Source organism: Oceanobacillus chungangensis (assembly GCF_003369565.1).
Lineage (GTDB): Bacteria > Bacillota > Bacilli > Bacillales > Amphibacillaceae > Oceanobacillus > Oceanobacillus chungangensis.
The window spans coordinates 304,856-331,346 of record NZ_PIOD01000006.1 but is presented as its reverse complement, the minus strand read 5'-3'; the positions used below and the strand labels follow the sequence as shown (position 1 = coordinate 331,346).

The 26,491-nt window shown below is 36.7% G+C and carries 23 protein-coding genes and 2 pseudogenes; 4 read left to right on the top strand and 21 right to left on the bottom strand.

Going from position 1 to position 26,491, the window contains the following annotated elements:
* Positions 1-183: 183 nt before the first annotated feature.
* The 4 genes from addA to CWR45_RS07660 all read right to left on the bottom strand — a co-directional run bounded on the left by addA (position 184) and on the right by CWR45_RS07660 (position 8,898).
* On the bottom strand, positions 184-3,921 hold the full coding sequence (addA, locus tag CWR45_RS07675) for a helicase-exonuclease AddAB subunit AddA (protein WP_115749271.1): 3,738 nt from the start codon (positions 3,919-3,921) through the stop codon (positions 184-186).
* Complete coding sequence (gene addB / locus CWR45_RS07670) at positions 3,914-7,408, bottom strand: helicase-exonuclease AddAB subunit AddB (RefSeq protein ID WP_115749270.1); 3,495 nt, start codon at positions 7,406-7,408, stop codon at positions 3,914-3,916. The genes addA and addB overlap by 8 nt, the downstream gene beginning before the upstream one ends.
* Positions 7,409-7,609: 201 nt before the next feature.
* The gene (gene lepB, locus CWR45_RS07665; RefSeq protein WP_115749269.1) at positions 7,610-8,161 is read right to left on the bottom strand and encodes a signal peptidase I; all 552 of its coding nucleotides are present in this window, start codon (positions 8,159-8,161) and stop codon (positions 7,610-7,612) included.
* A gap of 62 nt (positions 8,162-8,223) precedes the next feature.
* Positions 8,224-8,898 (bottom strand): TVP38/TMEM64 family protein, encoded by a 675-nt coding sequence (locus CWR45_RS07660; protein WP_115749268.1) that lies wholly within the window; start codon positions 8,896-8,898, stop codon positions 8,224-8,226.
* Positions 8,899-9,125: 227 nt separating this feature from the next.
* Between CWR45_RS07660 and CWR45_RS07655 the strand changes: the two genes are divergently transcribed.
* Positions 9,126-9,515 (top strand): YhjD family protein, encoded by a 390-nt coding sequence (locus CWR45_RS07655; RefSeq protein ID WP_115749267.1) that lies wholly within the window; start codon positions 9,126-9,128, stop codon positions 9,513-9,515.
* On the opposite strand, the gene CWR45_RS07650 is transcribed toward CWR45_RS07655, so the two are convergent.
* The 3 genes from CWR45_RS07650 to CWR45_RS07640 form a co-directional block, all read right to left on the bottom strand.
* On the bottom strand, positions 9,451-9,987 hold the full coding sequence (locus CWR45_RS07650) for a competence protein ComK (protein WP_245975375.1): 537 nt from the start codon (positions 9,985-9,987) through the stop codon (positions 9,451-9,453). The genes CWR45_RS07655 and CWR45_RS07650 overlap by 65 nt on opposite strands.
* A 290-nt stretch (positions 9,988-10,277) precedes the next feature.
* Entirely contained in the window at positions 10,278-11,273 is a 996-nt protein-coding gene (gene lplA / locus CWR45_RS07645) for a lipoate--protein ligase (protein ID WP_115749266.1), read from the bottom strand.
* A 106-nt stretch (positions 11,274-11,379) separates the two neighbouring features.
* A complete protein-coding gene (locus CWR45_RS07640; protein WP_115749265.1) occupies positions 11,380-12,108 on the bottom strand; it encodes an MBL fold metallo-hydrolase in 729 nt (242 codons plus the stop codon).
* Positions 12,109-12,576: 468 nt separating this feature from the next.
* Here CWR45_RS07640 and yhfH point away from each other — a divergent pair, with 468 nt between their 5' ends.
* Positions 12,577-12,705, top strand: coding sequence for a protein YhfH (gene yhfH, locus CWR45_RS07635; RefSeq protein WP_115749264.1), 129 nt, complete (start codon positions 12,577-12,579; stop codon positions 12,703-12,705).
* A gap of 159 nt (positions 12,706-12,864) precedes the next feature.
* On the opposite strand, the gene hemY is transcribed toward yhfH, so the two are convergent.
* The 4 genes from hemY to CWR45_RS07615 form a co-directional block, all read right to left on the bottom strand.
* Complete coding sequence (hemY, locus tag CWR45_RS07630) at positions 12,865-14,280, bottom strand: protoporphyrinogen oxidase (RefSeq protein WP_115749263.1); 1,416 nt, start codon at positions 14,278-14,280, stop codon at positions 12,865-12,867.
* On the bottom strand, positions 14,277-15,212 hold the full coding sequence (gene hemH / locus CWR45_RS07625) for a ferrochelatase (protein WP_115749262.1): 936 nt from the start codon (positions 15,210-15,212) through the stop codon (positions 14,277-14,279). The genes hemY and hemH overlap by 4 nt, the downstream gene beginning before the upstream one ends.
* A gap of 24 nt (positions 15,213-15,236) precedes the next feature.
* Entirely contained in the window at positions 15,237-16,271 is a 1,035-nt protein-coding gene (gene hemE / locus CWR45_RS07620; protein ID WP_115749261.1) for a uroporphyrinogen decarboxylase, read from the bottom strand.
* A 195-nt stretch (positions 16,272-16,466) separates the two neighbouring features.
* Positions 16,467-18,641, bottom strand: a complete 2,175-nt coding sequence (locus tag CWR45_RS07615; RefSeq protein WP_115749260.1) for a transglycosylase domain-containing protein — start codon at positions 18,639-18,641, stop codon at positions 16,467-16,469.
* A gap of 426 nt (positions 18,642-19,067) precedes the next feature.
* On the opposite strand from CWR45_RS07615, the gene CWR45_RS07610 reads away from it, so the two are divergent.
* Complete coding sequence (locus tag CWR45_RS07610) at positions 19,068-19,565, top strand: antibiotic biosynthesis monooxygenase family protein (protein ID WP_115749259.1); 498 nt, start codon at positions 19,068-19,070, stop codon at positions 19,563-19,565.
* A 156-nt stretch (positions 19,566-19,721) separates the two neighbouring features.
* Here the strand turns inward: CWR45_RS07610 and fosM are convergent, their stop codons facing one another.
* The 8 genes and pseudogenes from fosM to CWR45_RS07575 all read right to left on the bottom strand — a co-directional run bounded on the left by fosM (position 19,722) and on the right by CWR45_RS07575 (position 24,130).
* On the bottom strand, positions 19,722-20,144 hold the full coding sequence (fosM, locus tag CWR45_RS07605; RefSeq protein ID WP_115749258.1) for a FosM family fosfomycin resistance protein: 423 nt from the start codon (positions 20,142-20,144) through the stop codon (positions 19,722-19,724).
* A 38-nt stretch (positions 20,145-20,182) separates the two neighbouring features.
* Positions 20,183-20,370, bottom strand: a pseudogene (locus CWR45_RS20120) (hypothetical protein); the annotation flags it as partial.
* A 1-nt stretch (position 20,371) separates the two neighbouring features.
* Positions 20,372-20,452, bottom strand: a pseudogene (locus CWR45_RS07595) (LysR family transcriptional regulator); the annotation flags it as partial.
* A gap of 145 nt (positions 20,453-20,597) precedes the next feature.
* The gene (locus tag CWR45_RS07590; RefSeq protein WP_115749257.1) at positions 20,598-20,801 is read right to left on the bottom strand and encodes a hypothetical protein; all 204 of its coding nucleotides are present in this window, start codon (positions 20,799-20,801) and stop codon (positions 20,598-20,600) included.
* Positions 20,802-20,861: 60 nt separating this feature from the next.
* Positions 20,862-21,677, bottom strand: coding sequence for an undecaprenyl-diphosphate phosphatase (locus CWR45_RS07585; protein ID WP_115749256.1), 816 nt, complete (start codon positions 21,675-21,677; stop codon positions 20,862-20,864).
* A 299-nt stretch (positions 21,678-21,976) separates the two neighbouring features.
* Positions 21,977-22,153, bottom strand: a complete 177-nt coding sequence (locus tag CWR45_RS19770) for a hypothetical protein (protein ID WP_170138816.1) — start codon at positions 22,151-22,153, stop codon at positions 21,977-21,979.
* Positions 22,154-22,204: 51 nt separating this feature from the next.
* A complete protein-coding gene (locus CWR45_RS07580) occupies positions 22,205-22,675 on the bottom strand; it encodes a GNAT family N-acetyltransferase (protein WP_115749255.1) in 471 nt (156 codons plus the stop codon).
* Positions 22,676-23,113: 438 nt separating this feature from the next.
* A complete protein-coding gene (locus CWR45_RS07575; RefSeq protein ID WP_115749254.1) occupies positions 23,114-24,130 on the bottom strand; it encodes a serine hydrolase domain-containing protein in 1,017 nt (338 codons plus the stop codon).
* Positions 24,131-24,410: 280 nt separating this feature from the next.
* On the opposite strand from CWR45_RS07575, the gene CWR45_RS07570 reads away from it, so the two are divergent.
* Entirely contained in the window at positions 24,411-25,157 is a 747-nt protein-coding gene (locus CWR45_RS07570) for a hypothetical protein (protein WP_115749253.1), read from the top strand.
* Between the two features lie 244 nt (positions 25,158-25,401).
* Here the strand turns inward: CWR45_RS07570 and CWR45_RS07565 are convergent, their stop codons facing one another.
* The gene (locus tag CWR45_RS07565) at positions 25,402-25,878 is read right to left on the bottom strand and encodes a thioredoxin family protein (protein WP_115749252.1); all 477 of its coding nucleotides are present in this window, start codon (positions 25,876-25,878) and stop codon (positions 25,402-25,404) included.
* Positions 25,879-25,881: 3 nt separating this feature from the next.
* The gene (locus CWR45_RS07560; RefSeq protein ID WP_115749251.1) at positions 25,882-26,328 is read right to left on the bottom strand and encodes a disulfide oxidoreductase; all 447 of its coding nucleotides are present in this window, start codon (positions 26,326-26,328) and stop codon (positions 25,882-25,884) included.
* Positions 26,329-26,491 lie beyond the last annotated feature (163 nt).

Here is a 26,491-nt window from a genome sequence, read left to right as displayed (position 1 = left end):
AGCCTCCTTGATGGGGGCGGTGGAGCTGGACACGACCAATCTAAATATAAAGAGACTATCTCATGAGTTATGCGAACAAATCACATTTCCATAAGATAGTCTCTTTTTGTGGTTAAGAAAAACTAAAAACCTTCTTATCTAATAACTGCAACTAAGGCAGTCATCCAATAACTTGGCCAAACCTTAATTTTCTACTTTAATAATCAACTGTTTGGAAAAGAAATATAAATAAGTCTCCCTTACTGGTTGCTTCCATATTTGCTCTATCGCATGTTTGTATAATTTCATTTGAACTTTATAGCGACTCGCTAACTTTTCTCTTACAGTGTCTGTGACATCCTCATTAATTGCATCAGTTTTATAATCTAGAATGATCCAGCCATCGTCTTTCGGTATGAGACAATCAATGATACCTTGAACTAATACTTTTTCATCCATTTCATTAGTCCAGGAAGCATATACTTCACTTGCAGGTAATGTTAAGCTGAATGGCACTTCACGATAAACACTAGACACATCTTTCATAATATATTGCGCGATGTCTGTTTCAAAAAATTGCTCAATTGCTGTAATATCAATAACCTCTGCTTCCATTCTTGTCAAAATTTCTCTTTCAACTAGAACTTCCAAGAATTGCGCAATTTCTTGACCACTTAATTGCTTTTTTATCGGTAAATGCTGCATAACCGTATGCATTGCCGTTCCTTTTTCTGCAGCAGTAATTATTTTTTCCTTTTGCATAAAGTTTGGTCGTTTGACAATTGGTGCCCTAAACTTTTTAGTGATTAAATCACCACTATAGTCATCCATTATTTCTTGCTGTCGTTTTATTTCTGTAACCGATTGTTTCACACGTGCTTTTACTGCTTGTTCATATGGGTATTGATAGGATAATCGTTCCTTCACTTCTTCTTCCAATACTTCATCCATTATTTCTACCGGTTGCCAGTTGATAATCTTTTCACGCAGTTGTAAATCAGATTCAATATTCTGTTCCTCGAGATTGGTTAATTCACTAGCATGAATTACGGAAACCTGCCATCTCGATGGATCTCGTTGAATTGCTTCTGCCAAATCTATATCGATTTCCTCGGTTCTTAATTCAGCGCTTGATTCATGTCGAATCAATGCGGGACCAACCCAATCCAAATAAGTCTTTGATTCCTTTCGATAATATGCTGGCAGGACCCATTCATCGTGGTGAACCACCTTCTGCCATCTTTCTCGCTTCGCCTCATACGAGGCAACACTGCCAATCATGACTAGCTTCTCTTTAGCCCTTGTCAATGCTACGTATAATACTCGCATTTCTTCAGCTAATAGCTCACGTTTCTTCTCTTCCTTTAACGCATGATAAAACAATGTTGGATAAGTAATTCGTTTTACAGGATCGATATACTTACTTGCAAAGCCTAAATCTTTATGTAACAGATATTTTTGACTTAAGTCTCTGAAATTAAACTCTTTATCCATTGCGCCAACAATCACAACAGGAAATTCTAAACCTTTACTCTTATGAATTGTCATAATGCGAACAACATCTTCCTGTTCACTTAATGCTCGTGCTGCCCCAAGATCATCCCCTCGTTCTTCCATCCGTTCGATAAATCTTAAGAAACGGAATAGTCCGCGGAAGGATGTAGCTTCATAGCCTCTTGCTCTATCATAGAGTGCACGTAAATTGGCTTGTCGTTGGCGTCCACCTGGAATCCCACCAACAAAATCATAATAGCCGGTCTGTCGGTAAATATCCCAAATTAACTCAGACAGCGCCCCCTGTCTTGAAGCCATTCGGAATGCATGTAATTGCTCCAGAAATTTCGTAACTTTTTCTGCTGTTTCATTCGTATTCAGCTGTTTGTACTTTTTTAAGGCGTCATAATATGTGTTGGAACGGTCTGCTAGTCGTATCTTCGTAAGCTCATCCTCATTTAAGCCAACGATCGGCGATTTTAATACCGATGCAAGTGGAATATCTTGTCTCGGATTATCAATTGTTTTTAACAGACTAATCATGACTTGCACTTCAATTGCCTCAAAATATCCTGCCTGAAGCTCTGCATAAACTGGTATTCCCTGCTTCTTAAGCTCCTCGACAATGGTTGGTGCCCATGTCATTGACCGCATTAGAATGACGATGTCCCGATATTGAATATCACGTTGTATGCCAGCCCCCTTATCAAACACTTGTAAAGGAGTACTGTCGTCCGTTAACCCAATCCACGATTTAATCTTTTCCGCATATGCCCGTGCCTCTAACTGTGCCCTCTCTAAGTCCTTAAAGTTCTCTTCATCAACAGACATATCTGCTTGATCTTCTTGGTCCTCACGATCAATAATGAACAGCTCTGGAGAGGGTTCTAGAAACTCTAATGCATCATACATTTTATTGCCATAGATTAATTCTGCGTTCTGATCATAATTGATATCGCCTAATTCCTCATTCAATATTTGTCTAAAAATATAATTTGCACCAATCAAAACCTGCTCCCTGCTTCGGAAATTACTTGCCAAGTCAATTCGTTTTCCATTACTATCTTCCTCAGCAAATCGTTTATATTTCTGAATAAACAACGATGGCTCCGCATGACGGAAACGATAAATACTTTGCTTCACATCCCCTACCATAAATCGATTCCCGGGACCATCCTGATCACTTATTAACGATAAAATCGTCTCTTGGACAAGGTTTGTATCCTGATATTCATCGATCAATACTTCACTGAATTGCTTCTTATATTGAATCGCAACATTAGATGGGATATGACCATCTGCATTAGATGATTCTGGTTCCCCTAGTAATAATTGTAAGCAAAAATGCTCTAAATCGGAGAAGTCGACGATTGCCTTTTCCTTTTTTAACTCCTGAAACTTCTCTTTGAATTGCTTTACTAATTCTGTTAGATGTCCAATGACTGGTGAAAGCTCACGCATATCTTCCACATGACTACCCAGGTTACGATTAAACCAACTGTCCTTCATATTATTCCAGCGCTTCTTATAGCTGTCCCGAATCTTTTTCACTTTTTCTTTCTTCGTTTCATCGCATTCTTGTTTCTTCCTTGATAACGTAACAAACTTGCTAGAGGTAATAAATACTTGTAAATCGTCCCAGTTATCTACATAATTCATTGCCTCATATAATTGATTAAGATCCGCTTCAATTGCTTCGGTATATTGATATGGTCCATCGACTTCTAGCGTTAATGCTAATGCCTGCTGCATCTCTTGTTTAATCGCTTCTAATTGACTATTAACCTCACGCTTTATCAGATTTAGCCATGTTAATTCCGTTTCAACGAAATTTTCCGGAATCTCATAGTTACTTGCTAAACCATCAAGCCATTCTTCTGGCCACGGATTTTGAACCGAAAATGTATAGAGATCCAACAATACCTTCTCCACATCTAGGTCGCTACGATCACTTGAAAACCGGTCTACAACTGAGAAAAAATTCTCCTGTTCTTCTCCTTCTTTGCCATACCACGCTTCAAATAAATCATCAATTACCTCTTGTTTGATCAAATCAATTTCCATATCATTTGCGATGCGAAAGGCGGGATCAATATCAAGTAAATAAGCATATTGTCTTACTACGTCTAAACAAAATGAATGCAAGGTTGAAATGGATGCACGCTGTAATAAGGACAACTGCTTTTTTAAATGATTGGAGGTTGGGTTTTGTGCAAGTGCTTCTTCTAACGCAATTCCAACACGATTGCGCATTTCCTGTGCTGCAGCATTTGTAAACGTTACAACAAGCAGCGAATCTATATCAACAGGATTTTCCTTATTTAGCAGTTTCTGGATGATTCGCTCTACTAATACAGCTGTTTTCCCTGACCCAGCTGCCGCTGCAACGAGAATATCTTGTCCATCCGAATAGATTGCCTCCTCCTGCTCCTTTGTCCAATTAACCATCTGATTCAACCTCCTTGCTTAATTTCTCTAAAATCTCATCATCCTTCATATCCTGTAGCTTCCTGTAATTATTCTCCTCTAATAGAGGATCAAATTGACAAACAGAATGAAAAGGGCAATGCGTACAAGCTACATGTTGCTTATGCTGATAAGGATTTAAGTGAACCCCACCTGCAGTCATATCGACTCCTGCTTGCATCATTAACTGGTGGATGTGTGTCTGCAAGCTTGAAAAGGTTTCTTTACTAGCAACCTTAGAATGATGATTAAATGCACCATCCTTCTTGAATCCAGCAGGTATAACCTGACTTGTTCCAGTTGAAAGTGATGTATCCATCATTTGTACGACTTGCTCATTAGATAATAAGAGACCTTTCATTTTGTAATCCTTAAAAATCTCTTGTTCGATTAATTCCTCACTCATTTTCTGCGTACCTGAAATCATTGGGTTATGCACATGGAAGTACAGCACCCCAGCTGGTGTTGCTTTTACACCTAGCCATTTTTCTGAATGGGATAATACAACATCTAAATATGCAAGCATCTGTAATGCAAGTCCATAATAAACTTCAACTAAGTTTAGACCTTTAGCACTTGATTTATAATCAATGATTCGCAAATAAAGCTGTTCATTATTTAATCCTTTATCAACACGGTCAATTCTTCCTCGCAGCATAAGCTCAAACCCGTTTGGCAGCTGCATCGATAATGGCGGAAGCGTTTCTCCTTCGCCAAATCCTAACTCTAATCCTACTGGTGAGAAATTACTTTGACGCGCCTGTTCACTTAAAATATAAGCAGCCCTCGCAATAATTTCTTGAAGCTTTTTACCGATATATTTATAACGGTTTGAGCTATGTAAAATTTGATGCTGCAAAATTGGTGCTAGTGTCACTACCGCTTTTTCGGCATATTGATCCGTGTCTTGCTTTCTTAATTGGGCGAAATCCTTTCCATCTGCTTTAATCCATTCGGTAATAATTTTTATTGCCTCATGGAAGAGCATCCCAATATCTGGCGCATCTAGTTTATATGTCTGTCTTTCATTTAATTTTAAGCTATATTTTGCAAAATGCTGATACGAGCAGCGATAATAGGTTTCTAACCTGCTAACACTAGCCTTCACCTGCTTCGGAAATAACTCTTCTACCGTATCTTCTTCTAAATCAATCGGCATATTTTGATAATATAAACTCTGTAAAATTTGGTTGGTCGTGCTATTTTTATCATGATTTTCGACATACCAATTATAAACATGCCACCAAATTGATTTTACAGGATAGCCTTTTCGATTTCGTGCCAGCTGAGCTGTTAATGCTGCCCGTGTTTTTACTGGTGTCGTAATAAATCGATCCGCTTCGAATAATTCATCTGGGTCCTGTAATAAAAGATGGTCCTTACAACTTGGAAATAAATTTTCTAATCTACCAATTAATTGGGACGGCATCTTCGCCTTTCCTTCTTCATCACTCAATGGGTAGCTTACCCATAAATGGTCCTCTGCAGCTGTGAACGCGAGATACATATAAAACCAATCATCTAGTAATTGTCGTTTACTGCTGTCAGCAAGCTTTATACCTTGACCAGCTAACAATTCTCTTTCCGATTCATTTATCATTCCATCTATTGATGGCTTCATTGGCCAAACGCCATCATTTACTCCGAGTAAAAAGGCACATTTCACCTCACTCATTCTCGAACGGTCAATCGTTCCAACAATGACATGGTCAATACTTGGGGGAACGTGGGAGAATTTTAACGTTTCAAATCCTGCGTCCAGAGTTGCCCGGAATGTAGCAAGCTTCATCGTTTCATCGCCAGCCATCTCGACCATTTCATCAAATAGTTGAATGACTGCAATCCAAGCTTGCTCCTGTTCCCTTCCCTTTTCAATTTCACCTTGCTCATCGAACTGCTGCCTCATCTCCTCTAACCTTTCAGGAACACCGAGTGTTTCCAGCAATAGATACATCGTTTCACATAATTCTCTTACTGTCTTCGCCTGTCTGATTTGCTCATCAAAGGATTTTAGTGCACGAACGACTTGATAGCGATATTGATTAATCCTTATTTGTGTATTTTTTTCTGACGTTGTTTGCGTTGCATGATCGAATCCTCTAAAACGTTGGAACTTCCATTGCTGCTCGCCATTCCAGCGTTCCCTGGAACGAATTCCATATTCAAGTACATAGTTTTCCAGCTCATCAATTGCATCATTTGTTAATGGATTTTCTTTATCAGAGGAAGGAATAAAGCCCGTCTTCAGTACTCGGAATATTGCATCATAGCGCCAATTCCCTTCTACAATATCTAGTACAGATCGAATAAATTCTATTAAGGAATGATTTAACATCGTTCGTTTTTCATCAATAAATACTGGGATATTATGATCTCTAAAGATGGTCTGAAGTAAATCATGATAAACATCTGTTTGTCTGATCAGAACTGCAATATCTTGATAACGATAATTTTCTTCACGTACAAGACGAATCACCTCTTGTGCCGCTCCTTCTACTTCTGCTCGCGGATGAACAGCTTCAGCAATTTGAATAGGCACCTTTCCGCTATAAGCTGGTGATGGTCTCGTATCAAAATGCTCCTCCAAATGATAGAAATACGGTCGCTCACGAAACTTCCCTTTCGCTGTCCCCATCACAATTGGCTCTTCCATCACAATTTGATTCTCAGCAGCAATTTGCTGTAACGTCTCGTATGTTTGCGTTGTTTGATAAAATAAATCGAGCTCTGTTACATCTTCTTGTGGTATATCTAATGTTAAGGTAATTTTTACTGATTTACATTTCTTCATCAATGCTTCAACAACAATCAGTTCCTGTGGTGTAAACCGATGAAATCCATCAAAATATATTTCTGCACCATCCAACAGTTGAGTTTCAGGAATTCTATTTGCTAATAATTGCAATTGGTCTTCACTATCAATATAGTTATCTTGTAATGCATAAACCAGTTTCTCATAGATATACACTAAATCTTCAAGTTTTCTGGTTAATGCTTCTTCCCCTGCTTCTTTATGTACGAATTGTTTCATCTGTTCAATCTGCATATGGATTATTTCAGGTGTAACCTGATACCGTTTGAACTCGGTGATCATCGTTTCTAATTGTTTTAAAAACCCCTGTTTTTCCATTGCTTTTTGGAACGTCAACCATTCGCCTTGTTTCTCTTCGATAATTTTCCTAAGCATCATTTGGATTCCGACTGTACTAATAAATTGCTTCGTACCTCCACCACTCTCTTGCAGAACTCGCCATGCTAGTCGTGAGAAGCTTACAACCTGTCCACGAATACTCCCTTGTAATTCCTTATCGCGAAATAAAGTATATTCTTGTTGAAAGGTCATTTGATCAGGCACGATATAGAAAATCGGTCTGCCAGCAGGATCTTGAATTAGTTTCTCTTTTATTTCGTCTAACATTCTGCCACTTTTTCCAGTACCAGATTTCCCAATAATAAATTGGAGTCCCATTAAAGATTCCCCCGTTCTTATTTGTTTAGAAAACTAAGGTAAATCCTTAGCCTTTCGGTGACAGCCTTAGTTGCACTTATTCGTCAAGAAAGCTTTTATTCTTTCTTAACTACCAATAAAGTGAAACTCCATTCAATGGAGAGTAAAGCCTTTCTCCCAAAGAATGAAGTTCTATTACTTGTCTATCTACGAATATTATTATCATTTACCAAGACCTAACGACATTTCGGAAATGGGCCAATACATCGCATCGACCTTGCCGACCAATTGCTCTATTGAAACGAAACCAAAGGAACGACTGTCCAGGCTATCCTGTCGATTATCACCCATAACAAACAATTGCCCATCAGGCACTGTTGTTTCTCCTGTAATTTCTTCTAATGTAAAATTCTCAGTAAACGGTCGGGTATTACTTGCTTTCGCATGAAATTTAAGAAATTCTTCTTCCATATACTTACCATTGATATACAGTTTATCATTTTTATACTCGATTTGGTCACCAGGCAAACCGATGACACGCTTCACATAATCTTCCCGTTTATTGGCATGGAATACAATTACATCAAATCGATCTGCTTCAGCCAAATTGTAAATTACTTTGTTAACCATTAGTAAGTTTCCATCATGTAGCGTCGGCTCCATGGATTTACCATCAACAATATAACTTGCAAACAGAATCGGGCGAAGTGATATCACAGTAAATACTACGACCAATAAGACTAGTGTGATTTTCCAAATTTTATTTTTTTTCATATAATCTTCCTTTAGGTTATGATCATCAATACAGTTACCATAATACCCCTTTGGAGATTATTTTAATCCTTATCCTTGTCCTCATGCTTATCCAGAAGAGGAGAAGATTTCTCGTTGGCGTTTCGTTGCAATCTTTTCTCAAGATATTTACCTAACATCCAGAACAATACAACGCAAATGATTACGATAATCGTCTTCAATGGATTCTGGGCAAACTCCATAAAACTTGATCCAACATATGCAATTGAAAAGACCATTACGGCTTTTCCCATAAAGACCGCTAGTACGAACTGTTGGATGCTAACCCGAGAAAGCCCGGCCACTACATTAATAACGGCAGAGGGGGAGAACGGAAAACATAATAAAAGAAATAGCGGACCAAATCCTCGACGCTCTACCCATGATGTTATCCTTGTAACCTGCTTATTTTCCCGTACTTTTGAGAGCAGTTTAGTATGCCCTAATTTGCGAAGAATGAAGAAGACAAAAATTGAGCCAATGCTTGTACCAAGCCAAGATAATAAAAATCCTTGCAATAACCCATATGCAGCAGCATTTCCTAGTACAAATACCATCAATGGTAAAAACGGTAGAAATGATTCAATAAACGGCAATAATATTCCTGGCAGTGGACCTAATCCCTCATATTGGCTTAATAATTGCAAAATAAATGCTTCTAGTCCTTTATCTTCAAGTACAGTTTTCCAATTCGAAAAGGTAATATTCATTAAATACATGTAGTTAAGGCTCCTTATTACATAACGTTCCATTTTTTCTATATCTATTATACATTCTTACACATTTATTTTAAGTTAAACAAGTAAATATGCATAGTTTAAATAACATTATTCGCCACTTTCTTTTCATCTTAATATATATTTTATTATTTTGGTGTATTTTTATTTGATTATATCATATAATAGAACTAAATAGGAACAAACGTTCTGATGAGAAGGAGATTATTATGCGGTATCTTAAAGATGAGGAGCTACAAATAGCAACACGGTATCTATTCCTTTCCATGGCTATCGTTGTTATTAAACAGGACATTAGCCTTGTTCAAGGAGGACCATTTAAAATAAAAGAACCTTATGTGGAATTGTTAGAGAAAATGGTAAATGAAGCGGTCAAAGAACGTAGAGAGTTACGAAGGATTATGGCGGAACAACATATTCAAGTCATTCGCTTAAATAAAAATGATTCTTTTACTTCGTTTCTTTTTCAATGTCAAGGCAGACAACAGAAACAGAACTTTTTTAATCCTTCGATCCGTAAAAAGGTAGAAGCAATCATTCAGGAGCTAATTGTGATGGCTCTGCCACCATCCCAGCCTTTTGCTGCTGTAAATATTTAATTCGATTGTCGAGCAGAAAGCGGTATTGTGCGGTTCGTTGCAGCTGGTTTAACATTGACCCATAAGAGACCCGAAGAATAATCCTCTTGCCATTTTTAAAAATGAATTCAGTATCATTCTCTCCCGTTTTTTTTATTTGATCAATGTGTGAATGTGCAATCCATGAACATTTAAGGTTCTTCGGAGAAGTTGTAGGAAAAAAGTACATTCCACTTATAGGGTCCACAGAGATTGGCGCTTTATGCGTAATTCCGCATATATCCAGAGTCCCTTCTTGTCTACCTCTGAGACTGGAGCCGAAAAACTTACAAGCATAATCGATTACTTTACTAGGAGGAAAATCAACAAAATATTCTACCCCCTCTTCTAATACTCTTGTAATTGGATCGCCCATTTGGTTCTTTTCAGCAATAATTGCCATCGTTAGTGGTGTTACTTCATAGTACGGAGTATAAAAGTCTTTTATCATCATTGTGGAACATCCTTTCATATAAAATGAAAAGATCGTGGCTTAATTAGTAAGTTATCATAATTCACAAATAAAAGATAGTAAAAAACGAAATTTTACAAATAATTAAAGTTAGCATTTATCAATTTTTTACTTTTTTAAACAATAATTTAACATTGATTGTTGCTGTTAACATAAACTGTGAACTACTTTGAGGAGATAACTCTCCCTGATCTGCCCACTAGAAAAATTGTTGGCACTCCTCTCATATAGCCAAAAAACAGCTCGCAATCCTAAGCGAGCTGCTTCCTTTTTTAATAGAGCAAGTTAATAAAATCTTCTTTTGTAATTTTTCCTAGATAATGAGAAACATCAAAATCTTCTAAAGCTTCTGCAATTGCTTGACGTTCATGGCGCACACCAGCAATTCTTTCTTCTAAATCCGCTATATTACCGATACCAAAGAAGTCACCATAGATCTTACAATTTTTGATAACTCCCTTTTGTACATCCAAACGAACATCAACTAAGCCAGCAGGGAATTTCTTAGATTCTTGGACGTTATATGATGGTGATTTCCCGTAGTTCCATTCCCATTGTTGATAACGATTTTTAGAAATCTCATAGATATTTTGCCAATCTTCTTCCGTTAATACATATTGTGGAACATCACGAATATTATCAACCTTGAAGACATGTTTTAAGATTAATTCCTTAAATTGATCGACAGCAATCTTTTCATCAAGGAATTCGGAAATATTAGCAACACGACTTCTTACAGATTTGATCCCCTTTGATTCAATTTTAAGTTTATTTACTTTTAATGCTTTCGAAAGCTCTTCAATTTCAGAGTCTAGCATTAATGTACCATGACTGAACATACGTCCTCTTGTTGAGAACATTGCATTTCCTGAGATTTTACGCCCTTCTACAGCAAGGTCATTACGTCCTTGCATTTCTGCTGGAACGCCTATGCTCTTTAGTGCATCAATCATTGGCTGTGTAAATTTAGCGAAGTTTTGGAAGCTTTCCCCGTCATCTTTTGTAATAAAACTGAAGTTTAAATTTTGTTCATCATGATAAACAGCGCCACCACCAGAGAGACGTCGAACAACTTTAATTCCTTTTTCCTCCACATAATCTGTGTTAATTTCTTCAATCGTATTTTGGTTTCTCCCAATAATAATTGATGGTTTATTAACATAGAAAAGTAAATATGTATCTTTTTCTCCAAAGTTCTCTAATATGTATTCCTCAATCGCTAGATTTACCATTGGATCAAGAATGCCTCTATTATCGATAAATTTCATTGCCAATTACCTCCTAATATTCTATATACAGTAGTTTAATACTATGCTTTATTGAAATCAAAGTATATCTCTCAGATTTCACATTATATAATAAACAGCTTGATTATTAATTCCAAGTAAATCCAATTTCAGCAAGATTTATTTTTCCATTATAAATCTGTTTCGCCTCTTCGACTAATTGGTTAACATCACCAAATTGTGGTAGATGGCTAAGCAATAACGCTTTAACATTCGCATCATTTGCGATTCTCGCCCCTTCCTCACTTGTCATATGCCCGGCTTTCGATCCATCCAGCCCGGCATAATAATTACAATCGGTAATGAGTAAATCGGCATCCTTCGCAAAAGGAATGAAATCAGCCGTATAGCTCGAATCTGCTGTATACACTAATACATTTTCACCATCTGTTACTCGCATTGCATAACAAGGGACAGGATGCTTCGTTTTTAGAAAGGTAATCGTGAATGGTCCGACCTCTAATGATTGCTCTGGATCATAGGCAATCCCTCTTGTATAATCATGGGTTAATGTTGTGAACCCATGCTCATCCTCCATGTGACCATAAATCGGGAGGATTTTTTCAGCTCCTGTTACATTATTCTGTACTAGTCTGGCATATTGTAATACTCCAACATCTGCAATATGGTCATGATGATAATGAGAAACGATAACAGCTTCGAGCTCCGAAACTGCTTTGTATCTTTGCAATGCTGATAAAGACCCACTTCCTACATCAATCAATAACGAAAAATTATCCTTTTCTAATAAGTAAGATGATGTTGCACCACCTGCTGCAGGGTAGCCTCCCCAATAGCCGATTACCGTTAACTTCATATAAACTCACTCCTATTTTCATAAGATAGTAAAGTATAAAAAACTCTCTATATAAATCTATTGCGAGTGTTGACCACGTCCAGCTCCAGCGCCCGTGCTCTTAGCGAGACTTCCTTCACCTCATGACAATCTAAAGAAGACTTGCCGATTGGTTACACATGAGGCTTAGTCGCACTTATACCCCTGTGGTGAAAGTCAATATCGATTTGGTGCTTAAGGAAGGCCGACTAAGATTGGCATTCGCCAACGTCGACATACCCCTAAAGTGAAGGGGCATATTTAATTTTTCTCCTACGAAGGTATGTTCGACAAAGCAAACCACCCCAAACTGCGGGGCGCAGTCCGTACGTCGCTAAACGGGCGCTTCTGCTTTTTTTCTTTTTGTAGTAACACAGTGTTGACAAAATGAATACTGTTGTATTACAATATTAATAATCAGTTAATTCAGATTTGCAAAGGGGGATGAATATGGAAAACGTTATCGAATTCTTTAAAAATCTACCTAAAAGAAAATGCGACGTATGTGGGCAAGACATCGTCGAAAAAGCAGATTGCTATGGTCATATATGTGATGAATGCGATCATCCTGCTAGATAAGTATGAATCTGACAAAGGAATAATCCTACCTGCAGCTATCTTGTAGCTGCAGTTTTTTTGTGCAGATATGAAATCCTAAGCTATCTTACCTGCTTAGAAAACTAAGGTTTAACCAAGCCTTAGGTGACTCTTAGTTGCATTTATCCGTTAAGAAAATATTTATACTTTCTTACCAAGCAAAAACTCTAATACCTCCGTTGCTGCCTGTTGACCTTGATCAATGCAGTCCGGTATCCCCATTCCATCATAGGAACTACCAGATAAATATACACCTGGTAAGCTTTCCTTTAGTCGATCTCTTACGCTCGCAATTCGGTCTAAGTGACCAACATTATATTGTGCACGCCCCTTATTCCAACGGGTAATTACCGTAAGTTCTGGTTCTGATTCAATACCCATAATTCCTTTTAAATCTTCCAAAACAATGGCAGTCAGTTCTTCATCCGTTAGATTAACGAAAGATTGATCACTTGCGCGACCAACATAACAGCGCAGCATAACCTTACCATCTGGTGCTGTTGTTGGCCATTTTTTATCAGTCCACGTACAAGCTGTTATAGTATAGTTTTCAACTTCCGGTACTTGGAATCCAGTTCCATCAATATCATTGCTGATTGCTGATTTATCAAAAATCATAACAACATTTGCAGTAGATGTAGTCGGGATCTCATCTAATGTTTGGAAGAAGTCATACCCCTTAAACATCTCAGATACCGTATAATGCGGTGTTGCTACAATAACTGCATCCGCTTGATACAATTCTCCGCCGCTTAATAATAACTGATATCCTTGATAATTTTTTTTAATCATTTGTATAGCGTTATTTAGAATTACTGTACCATCTGCTAATTCAGCAGCAAGTTTATGCACTAAAGCTTCTAAGCCATCACGAAATGAGAAAAATATTCCCTCTGTCTTTTTACCTTTATCCTCTTTAGGTGCCGGGATTGTTTCTTGTAAGCCCTTAATAATACTTCCGTACGTTTGCTCCAATCGAAGAAGATTTGGATATGTTGCAAGAAGACTCATTTTATCAATATCAGCAGAATGGATACCTGCTAGAAGTGGTGATAATTGTTTGTCAACTAGCTCGTTGCCGAAGCGATGGCGCAGGAATAAACCTAATGACTGGTCCTTGTCTGTTTTACATTTTGGAATTGTAAGATCTTCTAGTGCACGCTTCTTCCCCTCTTCCGAAATTAATGTGGAAGATAGGAGTGATTCCTCACTTTTCGGTATTCCCATAAAGGTCCCTTGTGGCAATCGATGGAACTCGTTATCCACTATCAAATATGATTTCCCTGTAGAATTCCAGATAATTTCATCTTGAAGCCCTAGCTCCTTGACTAATTCTACTGCTGCTGGTTTTCTTGATAAAAGTGAATCAGGCCCTTGTTCAATTGTATAGCCAGCTTGTTTTAACGTTTTTATTTTTCCGCCAAGTCGTCCACTTGCCTCAATCAATTTCAACTCGATTGCAAGTCCTTGCCGCTCTATTTCTTTTTGTAAATAATAGGCGGCGGATAATCCAGTTATCCCACCGCCTATAATTACGATACTTTTTTTATTATTCATACTTCGCTCTTCACTTTTTTCAAGACAACATTTGCTAATGTCTCAATAAATAGTGGCGCAACGTTTGGCATTTCTGGACGATAGTATTTCGCACCTATTTCATCGCAAACAACTTTACATTCGTAATCATTATCAAATAGAACCTCTAAATGATCTGCAACGAAACCTACTGGAGCATATACAAACGAACGGAATCCTTCCCTATCATACAATTCCCGCGTTAAATCCTGTACATCTGGTCCAAGCCACGGATCTGGTGTGTTCCCTTCACTTTGCCAACCAAGTGCATAATGTTTAACACCAGAAGCTTCAACAAGAAGCTCGGCAGTTTCTTTCAATTGATTTGGATACGGATCACCATTTTGTAAAATCTTCTCAGGGAGACTATGTGCAGAAACGATTAATACTGCCTTATCCCGTTCTGCCTCTGACATATTTCCAAAAATCTCTTTAACCCCATCAGCCCAGAATTTAATAAATCCAGGTTCTGTATACCAGCTCTCAACTGCTTCAATTGTAATTCCGTGTTTTGCAGCTTCATTTGCCGCACGGTCATTATAAGACTTTACACTAAAAGTAGAATAATGTGGTGCTAGTACAATAGATACAGCTTCTGTCACGCCATCATTTGCCATTTCAGCAACAGCATCCTCAATAAATGGCGCGATATGTTTTAAACCAATGTATGCTTTATATTCGTAATCATCTTGCACTTCATTTAGTTGTGCTTCTAAGGCACTTGCTTGTTGTTCTGTAATCTTCGCTAATGGTGAAACACCACCAATTGCTTTATAGCGGTCTTTTAAATCTTGTAATGCATCTGCTTCAGGTTTTCTGCCATGGCGGATATGCGTGTAATAAGGTTCAATCTCTTCCTCTTTCGTTGGTGTGCCGTATGCCATTACTAATAATCCCAATTTCTTTTTTTCCATGTTTTACACCTCTACTTTAAAAATTTACGCTTTAGTATAAGTATGAATATAGTCTGTTAGTTTCTTCAATGTTGCTGGTTCTATTTCAGGTGTTACTCCGTGACCAAGATTAAATACATACTTCCCTTGCTCTAATCCATCATCTAAAATAACTTTTAATCGTTCTTCAATTGTTTCCCATTTAGAAAGTAAAATTGCAGGATCTAAGTTACCTTGAACAACTTTCGTAACGCCCATTTCTCTTGCTTCCTTAATTGAAGTGCGCCAATCAAGACCGATAACATCGACAGGCAAGTCATTCCATTCAAGCAACAGGTGCCTTGCGCCGACACCGAAGATAATTAATGGAACTTGATGTTGACGTAATTCAGAGAAGATTCTCGTCATCACTGGTTTAATGAAAATCCGATAATCGGAAGCATTTAAGGAACCAACCCACGAATCAAAAATTTGGACTGCCTTAACCCCTGCTTCTATTTGTGCCTCTACATACGTAATAATCATATCTGCAAGCTTGTCCATTAACGCAAACCATGTAGCCGGCTCACGGTACATTAATGCTTTCGTTTTCGTATAATTTTTAGAAGGACCACCTTCAATCATATAGCTTGCAAGTGTGAATGGTGCACCACTAAAACCAATTAAAGGTACGTCTAATTGTTCTTCCGTTAGTAAACGGATCGTATCAAGGACGTATGGAACATCTGTACTTGGATTTATTTCTCCTAATTTTTCAACGTCCTGAAACGAAGTAATTGGATTATGGATCACCGGACCAATACCCGATTTAATCTCTACATCCACTCCAATAGGTTGAAGTGGTGTCATAATATCTTTGTAAAGTATCGCAGCATCTACCCCGTAGTTTTCAACAGGCAAGCGAGTTACAAACGCACATAACTCTGGCTGATGAGTAATTTCAAACAAAGAATATTTTTTCTTAATTTCTCGGTATTCGGGCTGTGATCTACCTGCTTGGCGCATATACCAAGCTGGAATATAATCGGTTTCTTCCCCTTTGTATGCGTTTAGGATTGTAGTATTGATTTTTCTCGACATATAAATTCATCCTTTGTAGGTACTGTAAATAGTATATATCATAATTCAAATAGGAGGATAACCCCCATTATTTGAGCTTCCATAATAAACTATAGCCATTTCTATCATAAAAGTGTAGCATTGTGTCATTATTGTCATGAATTTGTCTTATTTAGGAATTATTCTAAACTACGAACTATGCATATTAATTGACAATTACCATGATAATTCGATAGTCTCCGATCTTGTGCCTTCTAGCTTCGTGAGTGGATCGTAAGGAACAATATAATATCGATTTGATTTGAATAAGGCATTATTAATAATAAATTCAGTCTCACCCCCTACTTCACCAACTCGTGTATCAATTCCATCTTCTTCCCGATAAATACGGTATATGACACGTTCATCTACTGACCCTTGCCATGATAGTTTTCCTTTAACAATAGAAAAGCCACCAAATTCATAGCTTGCTTGTAAATCTATTATTTCTGGAAGTATGATTGGTTTCGGTAAATCCTTTACTGAATCAGGCTTTGTGAAGCTTTCCACTAATGGCTCCATTTTATCCATTTCTGTTAATATCGCTTTCGTTAAGCTTGTTGGATAGTTACTTCCACCAGTCAAATAATGTTTCTTATCTGATTTGTCATACCCCATCCATAATGCTGTTACATATTGTGGTGTATACCCAACAAACCATGCATCCTTTGTTTGTCCTTCGACAAATGGATGCTGTGTCGAACCCGTTTTCCCTGCTAAATCCTTCGAGAATTCACCAGCAGTCGCAGTACCAGTTTCCACCGCTTCCAATAAAATTTCCGTCATATTCCAAGCAACTTGCGGACTAAATACTTCTGTTTCCGATGGTTCTGCTTGAGATAACATTTCTCCATCTCTATTGTAAATCCGATCGATGGTATGCGAATCTATCATTTTTCCTTCATTTGCAAATGTTCGATAGCTCTCCATCAATTGCAACGGAGCAACCCCCTCAGAAAGTCCACCTAAAGCGATAGCTAATCCTTCATCCTTTAAATTAATTCCCATCTTTTGTAAATACTTTTTAGAGTAATTAATCCCAATTTCATCTAAAAGCCAAACAGTTGCAGCGTTATTTGAATACTTCAATGCATCATAAATCGTTACTGAATTAGCATAAACATTATCTGCATTCGATACGACATATCCACTATAATCGGTTGCATAATCAGGTAAAATTGTATAAGGCTGATACTTGTCAGGTTGCATCATCGCCGGTCCGTAAACAGCGATCGGTTTAATCGTCGAACCAGGCTGTCTTTTCACCGTCACTCGGTTTAAATCGCCTAGTTGATAATTCCTGCCACCAAGAGCAGCAATAATTTTACCTGTACCCTGCTCCATCATAGTAAACGCTCCCTCAACACCTGTCGTATTGCCTGGGAAATAGGATTCTTCTTGGAACTTCTCATAAGCGATTCGCTGTTTGTCGTCATCCATATTGATAATAATGCGATATCCGCCACGTTTTAACGCATCGATTGAAAGCTGGTATTTCTCGCTCGCTTCCTTCATCACTAGATCAATGTAGCTATCTGCCCATGGATTAGCTTCTAATTCTAGGATTGCTAAACCAATCGTTTTCCCTTCTTCGGTTAATCTTGTTTCTGTTGAAATCATCCCAGCAGCTTCCATTGAATACAGCACAGTATTTCTCCGATTTAATGCTTTATCGGGATGATTAATGGGTGAATAGCCATTTGGTGCTTTTGCAAGTCCAGCAAGCAATGCCCCTTCTGCAATCGATAAATCATGAACCGATTTCGAGAAAAAGTAGTTCGAAGCTGTTTCAATTCCATATAGTCCATTACCGAAGTAAATTTCATTTAAATATAATTCCAGTATTTCGTCCTTCGATAACTTTTGCTCAAGATAAATCGCAGCCATTACCTCTTTGGTTTTTCGTGTCCATGTTTTATCATTGTATAGGAATAAGTTTTTTGCTAATTGCTGGGTTATCGTACTAGCACCCTCGACCTTACTCATTGCAAGTATATCTTTATATATTGCTCGGAAGACTGATTTAATATCCACGCCAGCATGCTCATAAAAACGCTGATCCTCAATCGCAATAAATGCATCTTTCACATGATCTGGTATCTGATCAATTGGGACCAATGTCCGGTTTTCATTATAAAGTTTACCAATGACCTCACCGTCAGTAGTTTCAAGTGTTGTCGTAGTATCCAAGATTAATGCTTCTTGATTGACGATAAGTCTACCACCGTATAAAATAACGCCAAGCCCTATCAAGGCGATTACGAATAGAATCACGATTGATACTATCGAAATTTTCCAGCGCTTTGACAGTTTAAAGCGCCGTTTTTCGTCTTTTTGCTTTTTATTTCCCATTTGTTCACCTCTGTACATACTTCATTATACGGCATTTTTCGACAGGCGCAAACTAGGAGAATGGCTCATTCATTACCTGTAATATGGAAACAGATTAGTATGCAATCCATCTGCAGTTACGTTATGATAAAGACAGAAACAAATGCGGAAGTGCCCGTTTGTGCTGTGTACAGGCCGGTCCCTGTAGTTTGGGGTGGTTTGACGTCTCGAACATTCCTTCGCAGGAGATAAAGGAAACGCTTTGGGAGCGTTAGCGAATCGATGTTAGCTTTCACCAATCGGCAAGTCTTCTTTAGATTGTCATGAGGTGAGGGAGATTCCGCTAGGAGCACGGGCGTTGGAGCTGGACGTGGCACCTCCTGTCACGTGAATTGGAAAAGGAAATTTTTTATACTTTCCTACTTTGTAAAGAAAGGGGTTTCAGGTATGAAGGCTTTTATGACAAATGGTACAATTGACTTTTTACTAAAACTAGAAGAGAAACATCGAGATATTCAGTTCTACTTTATGACAAATAGTGAGAACGGGGCAGCATATTATGAAAATTCCAGCAAAAATGTATTCAATGCTGGGCGTGAATATGAAGTGATTAGCGAAACAGGTGAAATGAAGAAAGAAGGATTTATCGTAATGAATAACATTCCTGTGCAGGAGGAGGAACAGCCCGCATTCGAATATCGTTTTAAAAACAGTAAAAATGCAGTAGATGCGATGCCAGGGTTTGAAGCTTTTCGATTGCTTCGACCCGTAAATGGAAATACGTATGTCGTCCTCACACAGTGGCATTCTTCTATGGACTTCAATAACTGGAAGAATTCAGACCAATTTAAGAAAGCGCACAAGAAGCAATCAGCTAAACCAGCTGCATATTTCCCTGAACGACCTTTTGTAACAACGTATCAGATGTATTTGGAGGAAGAATGAGGTGGAGCCGATTTTTCTTAATATACATCGGTAGTAGCTTCGATATATGATAATAAATAATACTTGTATTTTGAATCAGGCTGGATCAAAATACGAGTATTGTTTTGTTGTTGGATTGATGGAAATTTAATGCAGGAAAAGTTAAAAATAAAAATTTTAGTCATAAAACTCCATATGTGTTTTGTCCTGTTTATAGTAATTCAATCTGTCTTGTAAGGTGCCTGTATGAAATTCAAATTTATGCCCATCTGGATCAGTGAAATAAATAGACTTTTTATCTCTGGCATCTCTCGGACGACTTTGTAGAATATTTACATTCAAATTCATTAATCTTTCATAGAGGCAATCGAAGTCTTCTTCTTCAATAGAAAAAGCGATATGTGTGTATGATTGGTTGATTTCATTACGTGGAATGTCCTTTTCTTCATTTAGAGCAATCCACATGCCATCTAAATCAAAATATGCAGTACTTCTACCTTTCACTAATAACTTTGCTTCAAAGACATTTTGATAAAAAGCAATAGACGCCTCTAGATTAGAAACTGAAAATAAAAAATGATTAAGACCTTTTACAAACACAGTATCACCTCAAATTAATATTCTATAATACTATTATGTTCTCTTACTGCGAGAGAATGCTCGAGAAACAGTGTTTCCCATACTTTTGGTAAGGAAACGCCCATAATTTCAGGAAATTTGTCAACCAGTGTTGCTGTATCCATTTAAGTAATGACCGTAAATATTTTAATGTATCCGCTAGTGATAATTCTAAGATTTTATCTGTTTGAAACAGTGTTCCATCCATATTTAATCTGGTGGCTCAACGTAGGTTGCGAAATCCCCAATTTCTCCGCTGCTCTCGTAAAATGCAGCCCTTTACTGACCATTAAAAAATACTCTAAATGTCGTAATTCGATAATCTTTCAATTCTTTCTACTGAATGATTATTAATTTTTTTCAATAAGTTGATCTAATTCCCCTTATACAAATGCCAACGTTAATAAAGAATAAAAGCTTTACTCTTTCTTATCACTACGTAAAATGTCTTTTGTCAGCAGCACTTAGTATGAATAATATAGCAATACCAAAAACAAAGCCTTGCACTATCATCGTTGTCCAAACACCAAATGAGAACGATTCTGAAAGTAGGAATAACAATATTGGACTTACTAATATTAATGTTAATCCAATTGCAAATGCCGTCCTTTCAGATAATGATTTAATTTTATCTAGCATATTTTCTCCCCCTCATGGTTCTTTATAGCAGGAATAATTTTTACTATTATTAATTTTATACTAAAAGAAAATTAGAAGCAGTATCCCAACGATAAAACAATAATATGTAAAATAAACTAGTTTTCCATTTTTCATAATTCCCATAAACCATTTCATTGCAAAATAGGTCATTAAAAATGTCGCAATAAATGCTGCTAAATATGGAATTGCTAAGTCTGATTTATTAGATTCATTCAAAAAGTCGGAAAAACCGAGCGCTACACCTCCAAGACTTACTGGAATATACAGCATAAACGAAAATCGAAGTGCTGTTTCTTGCTTCATTCCAACAGCTATTGCTGAAATTATCGTTGCTCCTGACCGACTAATTCCAGGAGTTAAGGCTACAGCCTGACCTAAACCGACAATGAATGCATCCCTAATCGTAATGTCACTTTCACCCTTTGTTCCCTTCATATTACGAATTAGCCAAAGGGCAATCCCTGTTACAAAGAGCATGACTGCAATAGTTGCCATACTGACATAATCTGCAATAAAATCACTTAACAATATCCCAAGAGCACCAGCTGGAATGGAACCGATGACTATAAAGCAAACAAACCGAAAGTCACTTTCATAGCGATTATTTTTTGTTTTTAAATAATAGATCGAATTGCTTATTAACCTTACAATATCTTTTCTGTAAATATAAAGTATCGCCAAAAGTGAGGCAGTATTTGTAAGAATAGCAAAAGTAAATCCTTGTCCACCAAGGCCCAAAATTTGACTGGCAATCATTACATGTCCACTTGATGATACTGGAATAGGTTCTGTAAATCCTTGAACTAATCCAATGATAATCATTTTGATAATATATATAGTATCTAATTCTTCCATGTTAATCTCCTTACTAAAATGTTCGTATTATACTAACCGAATTTAATTATTATTTTCTTAAAACTATATTAGAAGCTCCAATATTCTGGACCACCGTGTTGATACAGATAAGGAATCCGTGTTCCCCTGCTTTCAAAATACAATTCAAACCCATCACTTGTATTGTATTTCATTTATTAAGGCCGTCTTTAGCGTAAATTTTCTTCTAACAGATAGTCCACTTATTAACCTTCCTCTACTTAAGTTAATGCATGATTTAGAGAATCTTAAAAATATCCATTTATGCACTAAGGATTTTCCTATTTTTTATATAAGCCCAACCCTAAACTAAATAGTAAAATCAGAATAGTAAAAGTGACTAAAACACCGATCGTATCCCAGTCTATTTCTCCATCTCGAATAATACTCACAATGGTTATTGTTAAAAGTACGCCTGCAATTCCAGCAAGAAATGTCTTCAATTTATTAATCCACATTACCTCCTCTGCAGTCTGAATCAGCTAGTCAACTTGAAAAACTGAGAGGACTCAGCCTACCTCCTTTTCCAAACTAAAAAATACCTGACCTTCATAAGTTCTTTCATCAAATTTAGTAAAGCCAAGTGAAGTCCAAAAATGAAGCGCCCTCCTGTTTGTAGAATGAACGGCTATTTGAATGAATTTTACTTGTTTGTTTCGCATTAGTCTTTCATAAAACTTAAATATTTCCGTTGCATATCCTAAATTTTGATATTTTTTATGTACGGCAAGTAAGCTTATCCAAGGTTGATTATGTCGAGGGCTGGACATTCCAAAATCGATAATTCCGATAAATTCATTATCTTTTTTAACGAAATACCTTTCTACCTGTAATAACTCCGATTCCTTGAATATTTCCAGAATATCTTCATTCTCCAATATTTCTTTTCCATATGCAATCAAATTATATTCGGTATTGGAATTCATAATTTCTTTTTCTAGGCTAATCTTATCAATCTCATTTTTAACCAAGGTAAGCATACTTCCACTACTCCTCTAGTCAATTTTATCTTGTGAAAATCCAAATTAAAATTAGTGCTAAAGCAATTACAGCCCAGATAAAGGCTTGCCTGTTTTTCTTCAAATTTCTAACCTCCCTAAATTGAATAACATCATCAATATTTAGATAGACCAAAGTAATTTGTAGATAATGCTTTTTATCGGCTTAACCATTCATCTACAATTGTACAGAATCCTTCTTCTTTCCAGAGTAATAACGTATCTAGTTCTCCTTTGTGTTTACTTCAATACTAACATAATTATCCAAACATTTTACCGAATTTTCTATAAGAAAAAAGTGATCAAGTTCTATGATTACAATTCATTTATGTAGTCCTTTCATTTTAGTTAACCACTTATTGAAAACTTCCCGATACTTGAATAAAGAAAAACAGTGCCCTTATTTCAGTTATGTATCAGCTAGTTCAATAAGCAAGTCATTATTGTATCCCCAAACTCTCGAACATCAGCTAAATAATCAAATCCATCTGGAGAACCAAAACTATTAAAAGCTCGCATTGCGACAAGATTATGCTCTGGTATAACTAGAAGCGTGACACCTGTATATCCTAAAATTTGATAGGATCCTTTGGGTAGAAGTTCACCAATTTCTGATTTTCTTGCAAGCAAATCTTTTACGAACCATAAGCACCCGTTTTGTGGAAGTTCTGCATCTAAAGAACTTGGGCTTTGAACGGCTGTAGCAATATTTATGATTTCATTTGGTATAATTTGCTTTCCATTTATATATCCCTTTTTTAAATGAAGGTATCCCCATTTAGCCAATTCTCTTGATGATACATACATATTCATCTTGTCACCGTCAGTATTCATGCTTGTAGACCAATTAGGGTCATTGGCTTTTCTAATAACATCGGCCATTTTTTCATTCATTTTTCCATACCAGCCAGTCTCCGATAAATTAAGAGGTATTAATACATTATTAGCTACAATATCTGCCACTGATTTGCCTGTTGTATTTTTTACGATTGCAGTCAGCATATCAACTCCGATACCTCGATATGCCCAATTTTCCCCAGGCATAAATTCTCGGCATATCTCCCCATTAATACTCCTTAACCCATGCGTATGTGTTAGTAAATTTCTTATTGTGGTCCCATTTAATATGGGATTCTTTAATGGAAGGTATTTTAGTATTGAATCATCTATTGAGTCAATGAATCCTTCATAGATTGCGTAGGCAACTGCAAATCCAATATAACTTTTTCTAACAGATGCAACGTTAAATTGAGTATCTTCTTGAATTTCCCTTGCATCAGGATCCTTAGATTGTTTACCCCAATATTTTTCTGTAACGATATTATCGTTATGGATAATAACAACAGATGCACCTGAACAGTCAACTATTTCTGAGATCTTTCTCACATTTGATACAACTGAATTAAATTGAGTGCTTATCATTCTATTAATAATCATCTCTTTATTTCCTTCCCTTATTGCATCAATTAATAGAAAATGAACCTAACATTATTTCAACACAATATTATCGCTATCCATTATAATTGTCTATAATTTTCTGTTAGTAAATTATAGATATTATTTACGATTGTCCGTCTCTTTATAGATAAAATGTTGAATAGAAATCAATAGCAGAAATCTTGTGTTAATATTAAATAATAATACCAACTTATCAGAACAATTTAGGATCAGAAAAGATTTGTATTCATCCCCCTATGAACAAAGGAGATAGTTTTGAATGAAACAAATATATGCATTCGAGCAAAAAGAAGACTTCGACCGATATCAAGGTATCATCCAAAGGTTTAGTAATAAGCTGAAGAATTATCAAAAAATATTGGAAGAACAATATGCATTGAATGATTTACCAAAAGGTGTGATATGGACAACCCCAGAGCTAGCAACTAATGCTTTTTCTGATATACCAATACCAGCCTACACAAATAAAAATTTGATTTACATGTCACCAGACATAGCATATTGGAGAAAACTATTCCTACAGCAATTGGAAGGAAAACAATTGCCTAAAGTGCAATATTTTTATGAGAACTATTCTGAAAAAGAACTATTTATCATTTTAGCACATGAATTAACACACCATTCAGATCTATTCTTAGATGGATTTGAAGATGATCGAGAAGATGGTATCTGGTTTGAAGAAGGAATGTGTTTTTACTTACCGAGAAAATTATTGCTTAGCGAAAAGGAATTTGACGAGATAACAGCTGTAGAAATGGAACTGGTTAATACTTTCAATGACAAGTACGGCAATCATTCGATAGAAGCGTTTGGCAGCAGCTCTTACGAAGGCAGCTTATCAAGCATTATGTTTGATTATTGGCGCAGTTATCTTGCCGTAAAACATTTAGTGGAGGTTCGTGCAAAAAATGATCTGATGTCCGTTTTTGATCAATATCGTAAATGGGATCAGGAAGGCAGAAAAGTGTCGTTAGTGGAATATTTTGAGCTAGAATCTTTTGTTTAAATAACGAATACTGAACACATAATAAAAAACCGTATTAAATTAATGGATCGTTATCCAAATTTCATACGGTTTGTTCATTTTAAAAGAGCTCAATTTTAGCAAGCATACTAGAAAATACCGATATATTCGGAAATACGCCGATACCTCACGAAAACTCGCCGATATCCGCTCTCCCGCACACTTCCATTCTAGAAACTTCGGGAAGTGACAGGCACATTCACATACCAACTCAGAGCCCGCACTCTTATTTCAATACAAATTCATCAAAGAATGCCTGGAACTCACTCTCCGGCTGCTGTCCGACAATCCGAGCGACTTCTTGTCCACCTTCAAAATAAACCATTGTTGGTGTTGATTCGATAACGACTGGAGATTTATCGCCAAACTCCCATAAATTAAATTTCTTCATATCAATATTATTTTCTTCTGCTAAAGGTACTAAATACGGTGTTGTTTGTTGGCAATACACGCAAGTTGGGCTATAGAAATAAACTGTTACTGGTTCGCCACTTTCAATCTTTTCATTTAATTCATCAGGAAGAATTTGGTTTCCGTAGTTTGGATCGTCAAGCTGGTCAATCGTTTCCTGTTTTAAATCTGTTGTGCCATAAGGATTGTTGCTTCCTTCTAATTTTTGATTATTCTTATAGTCAATTACGAAGAATAACGCAATAAATAATACAATGATCGCACCAATGAAGATAATCATTTTCTTACCCATTATTTATTTCCCCTCTCTGTTCTTTCTTTGTTCACTAATTAAAAGAAGATGCAAAACAAAAATAACAATAAATGCTACTCCAGCTAGGAATGGAATCGTGACAAAACCAAAGTAGTTCACATAGACAACATTACATGGGACCCCACCGACACAAGAGCCGCCTATTTCTTGAAATGCTGGTACTTTTTGAATTAAGTAATGGTATGTAGAAACACACATCCCTATTCCACTTAAAATAAGACCTGGTAACGCAATATTAATTTCCTTTTTAAATGCAGCTATACCATAAATCACAACGAGTGGATACATCAGGATTCGCTGGTACCAGCAAAGCTCACATGGAATATATCCCATTACTTCCGAATAAAACAAGCTTCCTGACATTGCAATAAAGGCCTGAGCCCAGATCAGCATTAATAGGTTCTCCGCTTTCTTACTCAATTTTCCCATTTACTAGTTTTTCCTCTCTTCTTTATTTACATTTGTAATTATACAAACGCAATAGTAGAAACACAAATAAGTTTACTTAGAAGCTGTGATTAAATATGACAATTTGGCGAACGACACTGAATTATTTTTTAGAAAACTTGGTTGTCACCAAGCCCTCGTTTGT

Bases quoted from the DNA above. Each gene is read 5' to 3' on its own strand.
- addB (WP_115749270.1), bottom strand. From the start codon at position 7,408: ATGGGACTCCAATTTATTATTGGGAAATCTGGTACTGGAAAAAGTGGC.
- CWR45_RS07565 (WP_115749252.1), bottom strand. From the start codon at position 25,878: ATGGGTAAGAAAATGATTATCTTCATTGGTGCGATCATTGTATTATTT.
- hemY (WP_115749263.1), bottom strand. From the start codon at position 14,280: ATGAATAATAAAAAAAGTATCGTAATTATAGGCGGTGGGATAACTGGA.
- CWR45_RS07560 (WP_115749251.1), bottom strand. From the start codon at position 26,328: ATGGGAAAATTGAGTAAGAAAGCGGAGAACCTATTAATGCTGATCTGG.
- CWR45_RS19770 (WP_170138816.1), bottom strand. From the start codon at position 22,153: ATGTGGATTAATAAATTGAAGACATTTCTTGCTGGAATTGCAGGCGTA.
- CWR45_RS07655 (WP_115749267.1), top strand. From the start codon at position 9,126: ATGCGGTATCTTAAAGATGAGGAGCTACAAATAGCAACACGGTATCTA.
- CWR45_RS07660 (WP_115749268.1), bottom strand. From the start codon at position 8,898: ATGTATTTAATGAATATTACCTTTTCGAATTGGAAAACTGTACTTGAA.
- CWR45_RS07590 (WP_115749257.1), bottom strand. From the start codon at position 20,801: ATGCTAGATAAAATTAAATCATTATCTGAAAGGACGGCATTTGCAATT.
- CWR45_RS07570 (WP_115749253.1), top strand. From the start codon at position 24,411: ATGAAACAAATATATGCATTCGAGCAAAAAGAAGACTTCGACCGATAT.
- CWR45_RS07610 (WP_115749259.1), top strand. From the start codon at position 19,068: ATGAAGGCTTTTATGACAAATGGTACAATTGACTTTTTACTAAAACTA.
- lplA (WP_115749266.1), bottom strand. From the start codon at position 11,273: ATGAAATTTATCGATAATAGAGGCATTCTTGATCCAATGGTAAATCTA.
- CWR45_RS07650 (WP_245975375.1), bottom strand. From the start codon at position 9,987: ATGATGATAAAAGACTTTTATACTCCGTACTATGAAGTAACACCACTA.
- addA (WP_115749271.1), bottom strand. From the start codon at position 3,921: ATGGTTAATTGGACAAAGGAGCAGGAGGAGGCAATCTATTCGGATGGA.
- hemE (WP_115749261.1), bottom strand. From the start codon at position 16,271: ATGTCGAGAAAAATCAATACTACAATCCTAAACGCATACAAAGGGGAA.
- hemH (WP_115749262.1), bottom strand. From the start codon at position 15,212: ATGGAAAAAAAGAAATTGGGATTATTAGTAATGGCATACGGCACACCA.
- CWR45_RS07640 (WP_115749265.1), bottom strand. From the start codon at position 12,108: ATGAAGTTAACGGTAATCGGCTATTGGGGAGGCTACCCTGCAGCAGGT.
- CWR45_RS07580 (WP_115749255.1), bottom strand. From the start codon at position 22,675: ATGCTTACCTTGGTTAAAAATGAGATTGATAAGATTAGCCTAGAAAAA.
- CWR45_RS07615 (WP_115749260.1), bottom strand. From the start codon at position 18,641: ATGGGAAATAAAAAGCAAAAAGACGAAAAACGGCGCTTTAAACTGTCA.
- CWR45_RS07575 (WP_115749254.1), bottom strand. From the start codon at position 24,130: ATGATTATTAATAGAATGATAAGCACTCAATTTAATTCAGTTGTATCA.
- lepB (WP_115749269.1), bottom strand. From the start codon at position 8,161: ATGAAAAAAAATAAAATTTGGAAAATCACACTAGTCTTATTGGTCGTA.
- CWR45_RS07585 (WP_115749256.1), bottom strand. From the start codon at position 21,677: ATGGAAGAATTAGATACTATATATATTATCAAAATGATTATCATTGGA.
- yhfH (WP_115749264.1), top strand. From the start codon at position 12,577: ATGGAAAACGTTATCGAATTCTTTAAAAATCTACCTAAAAGAAAATGC.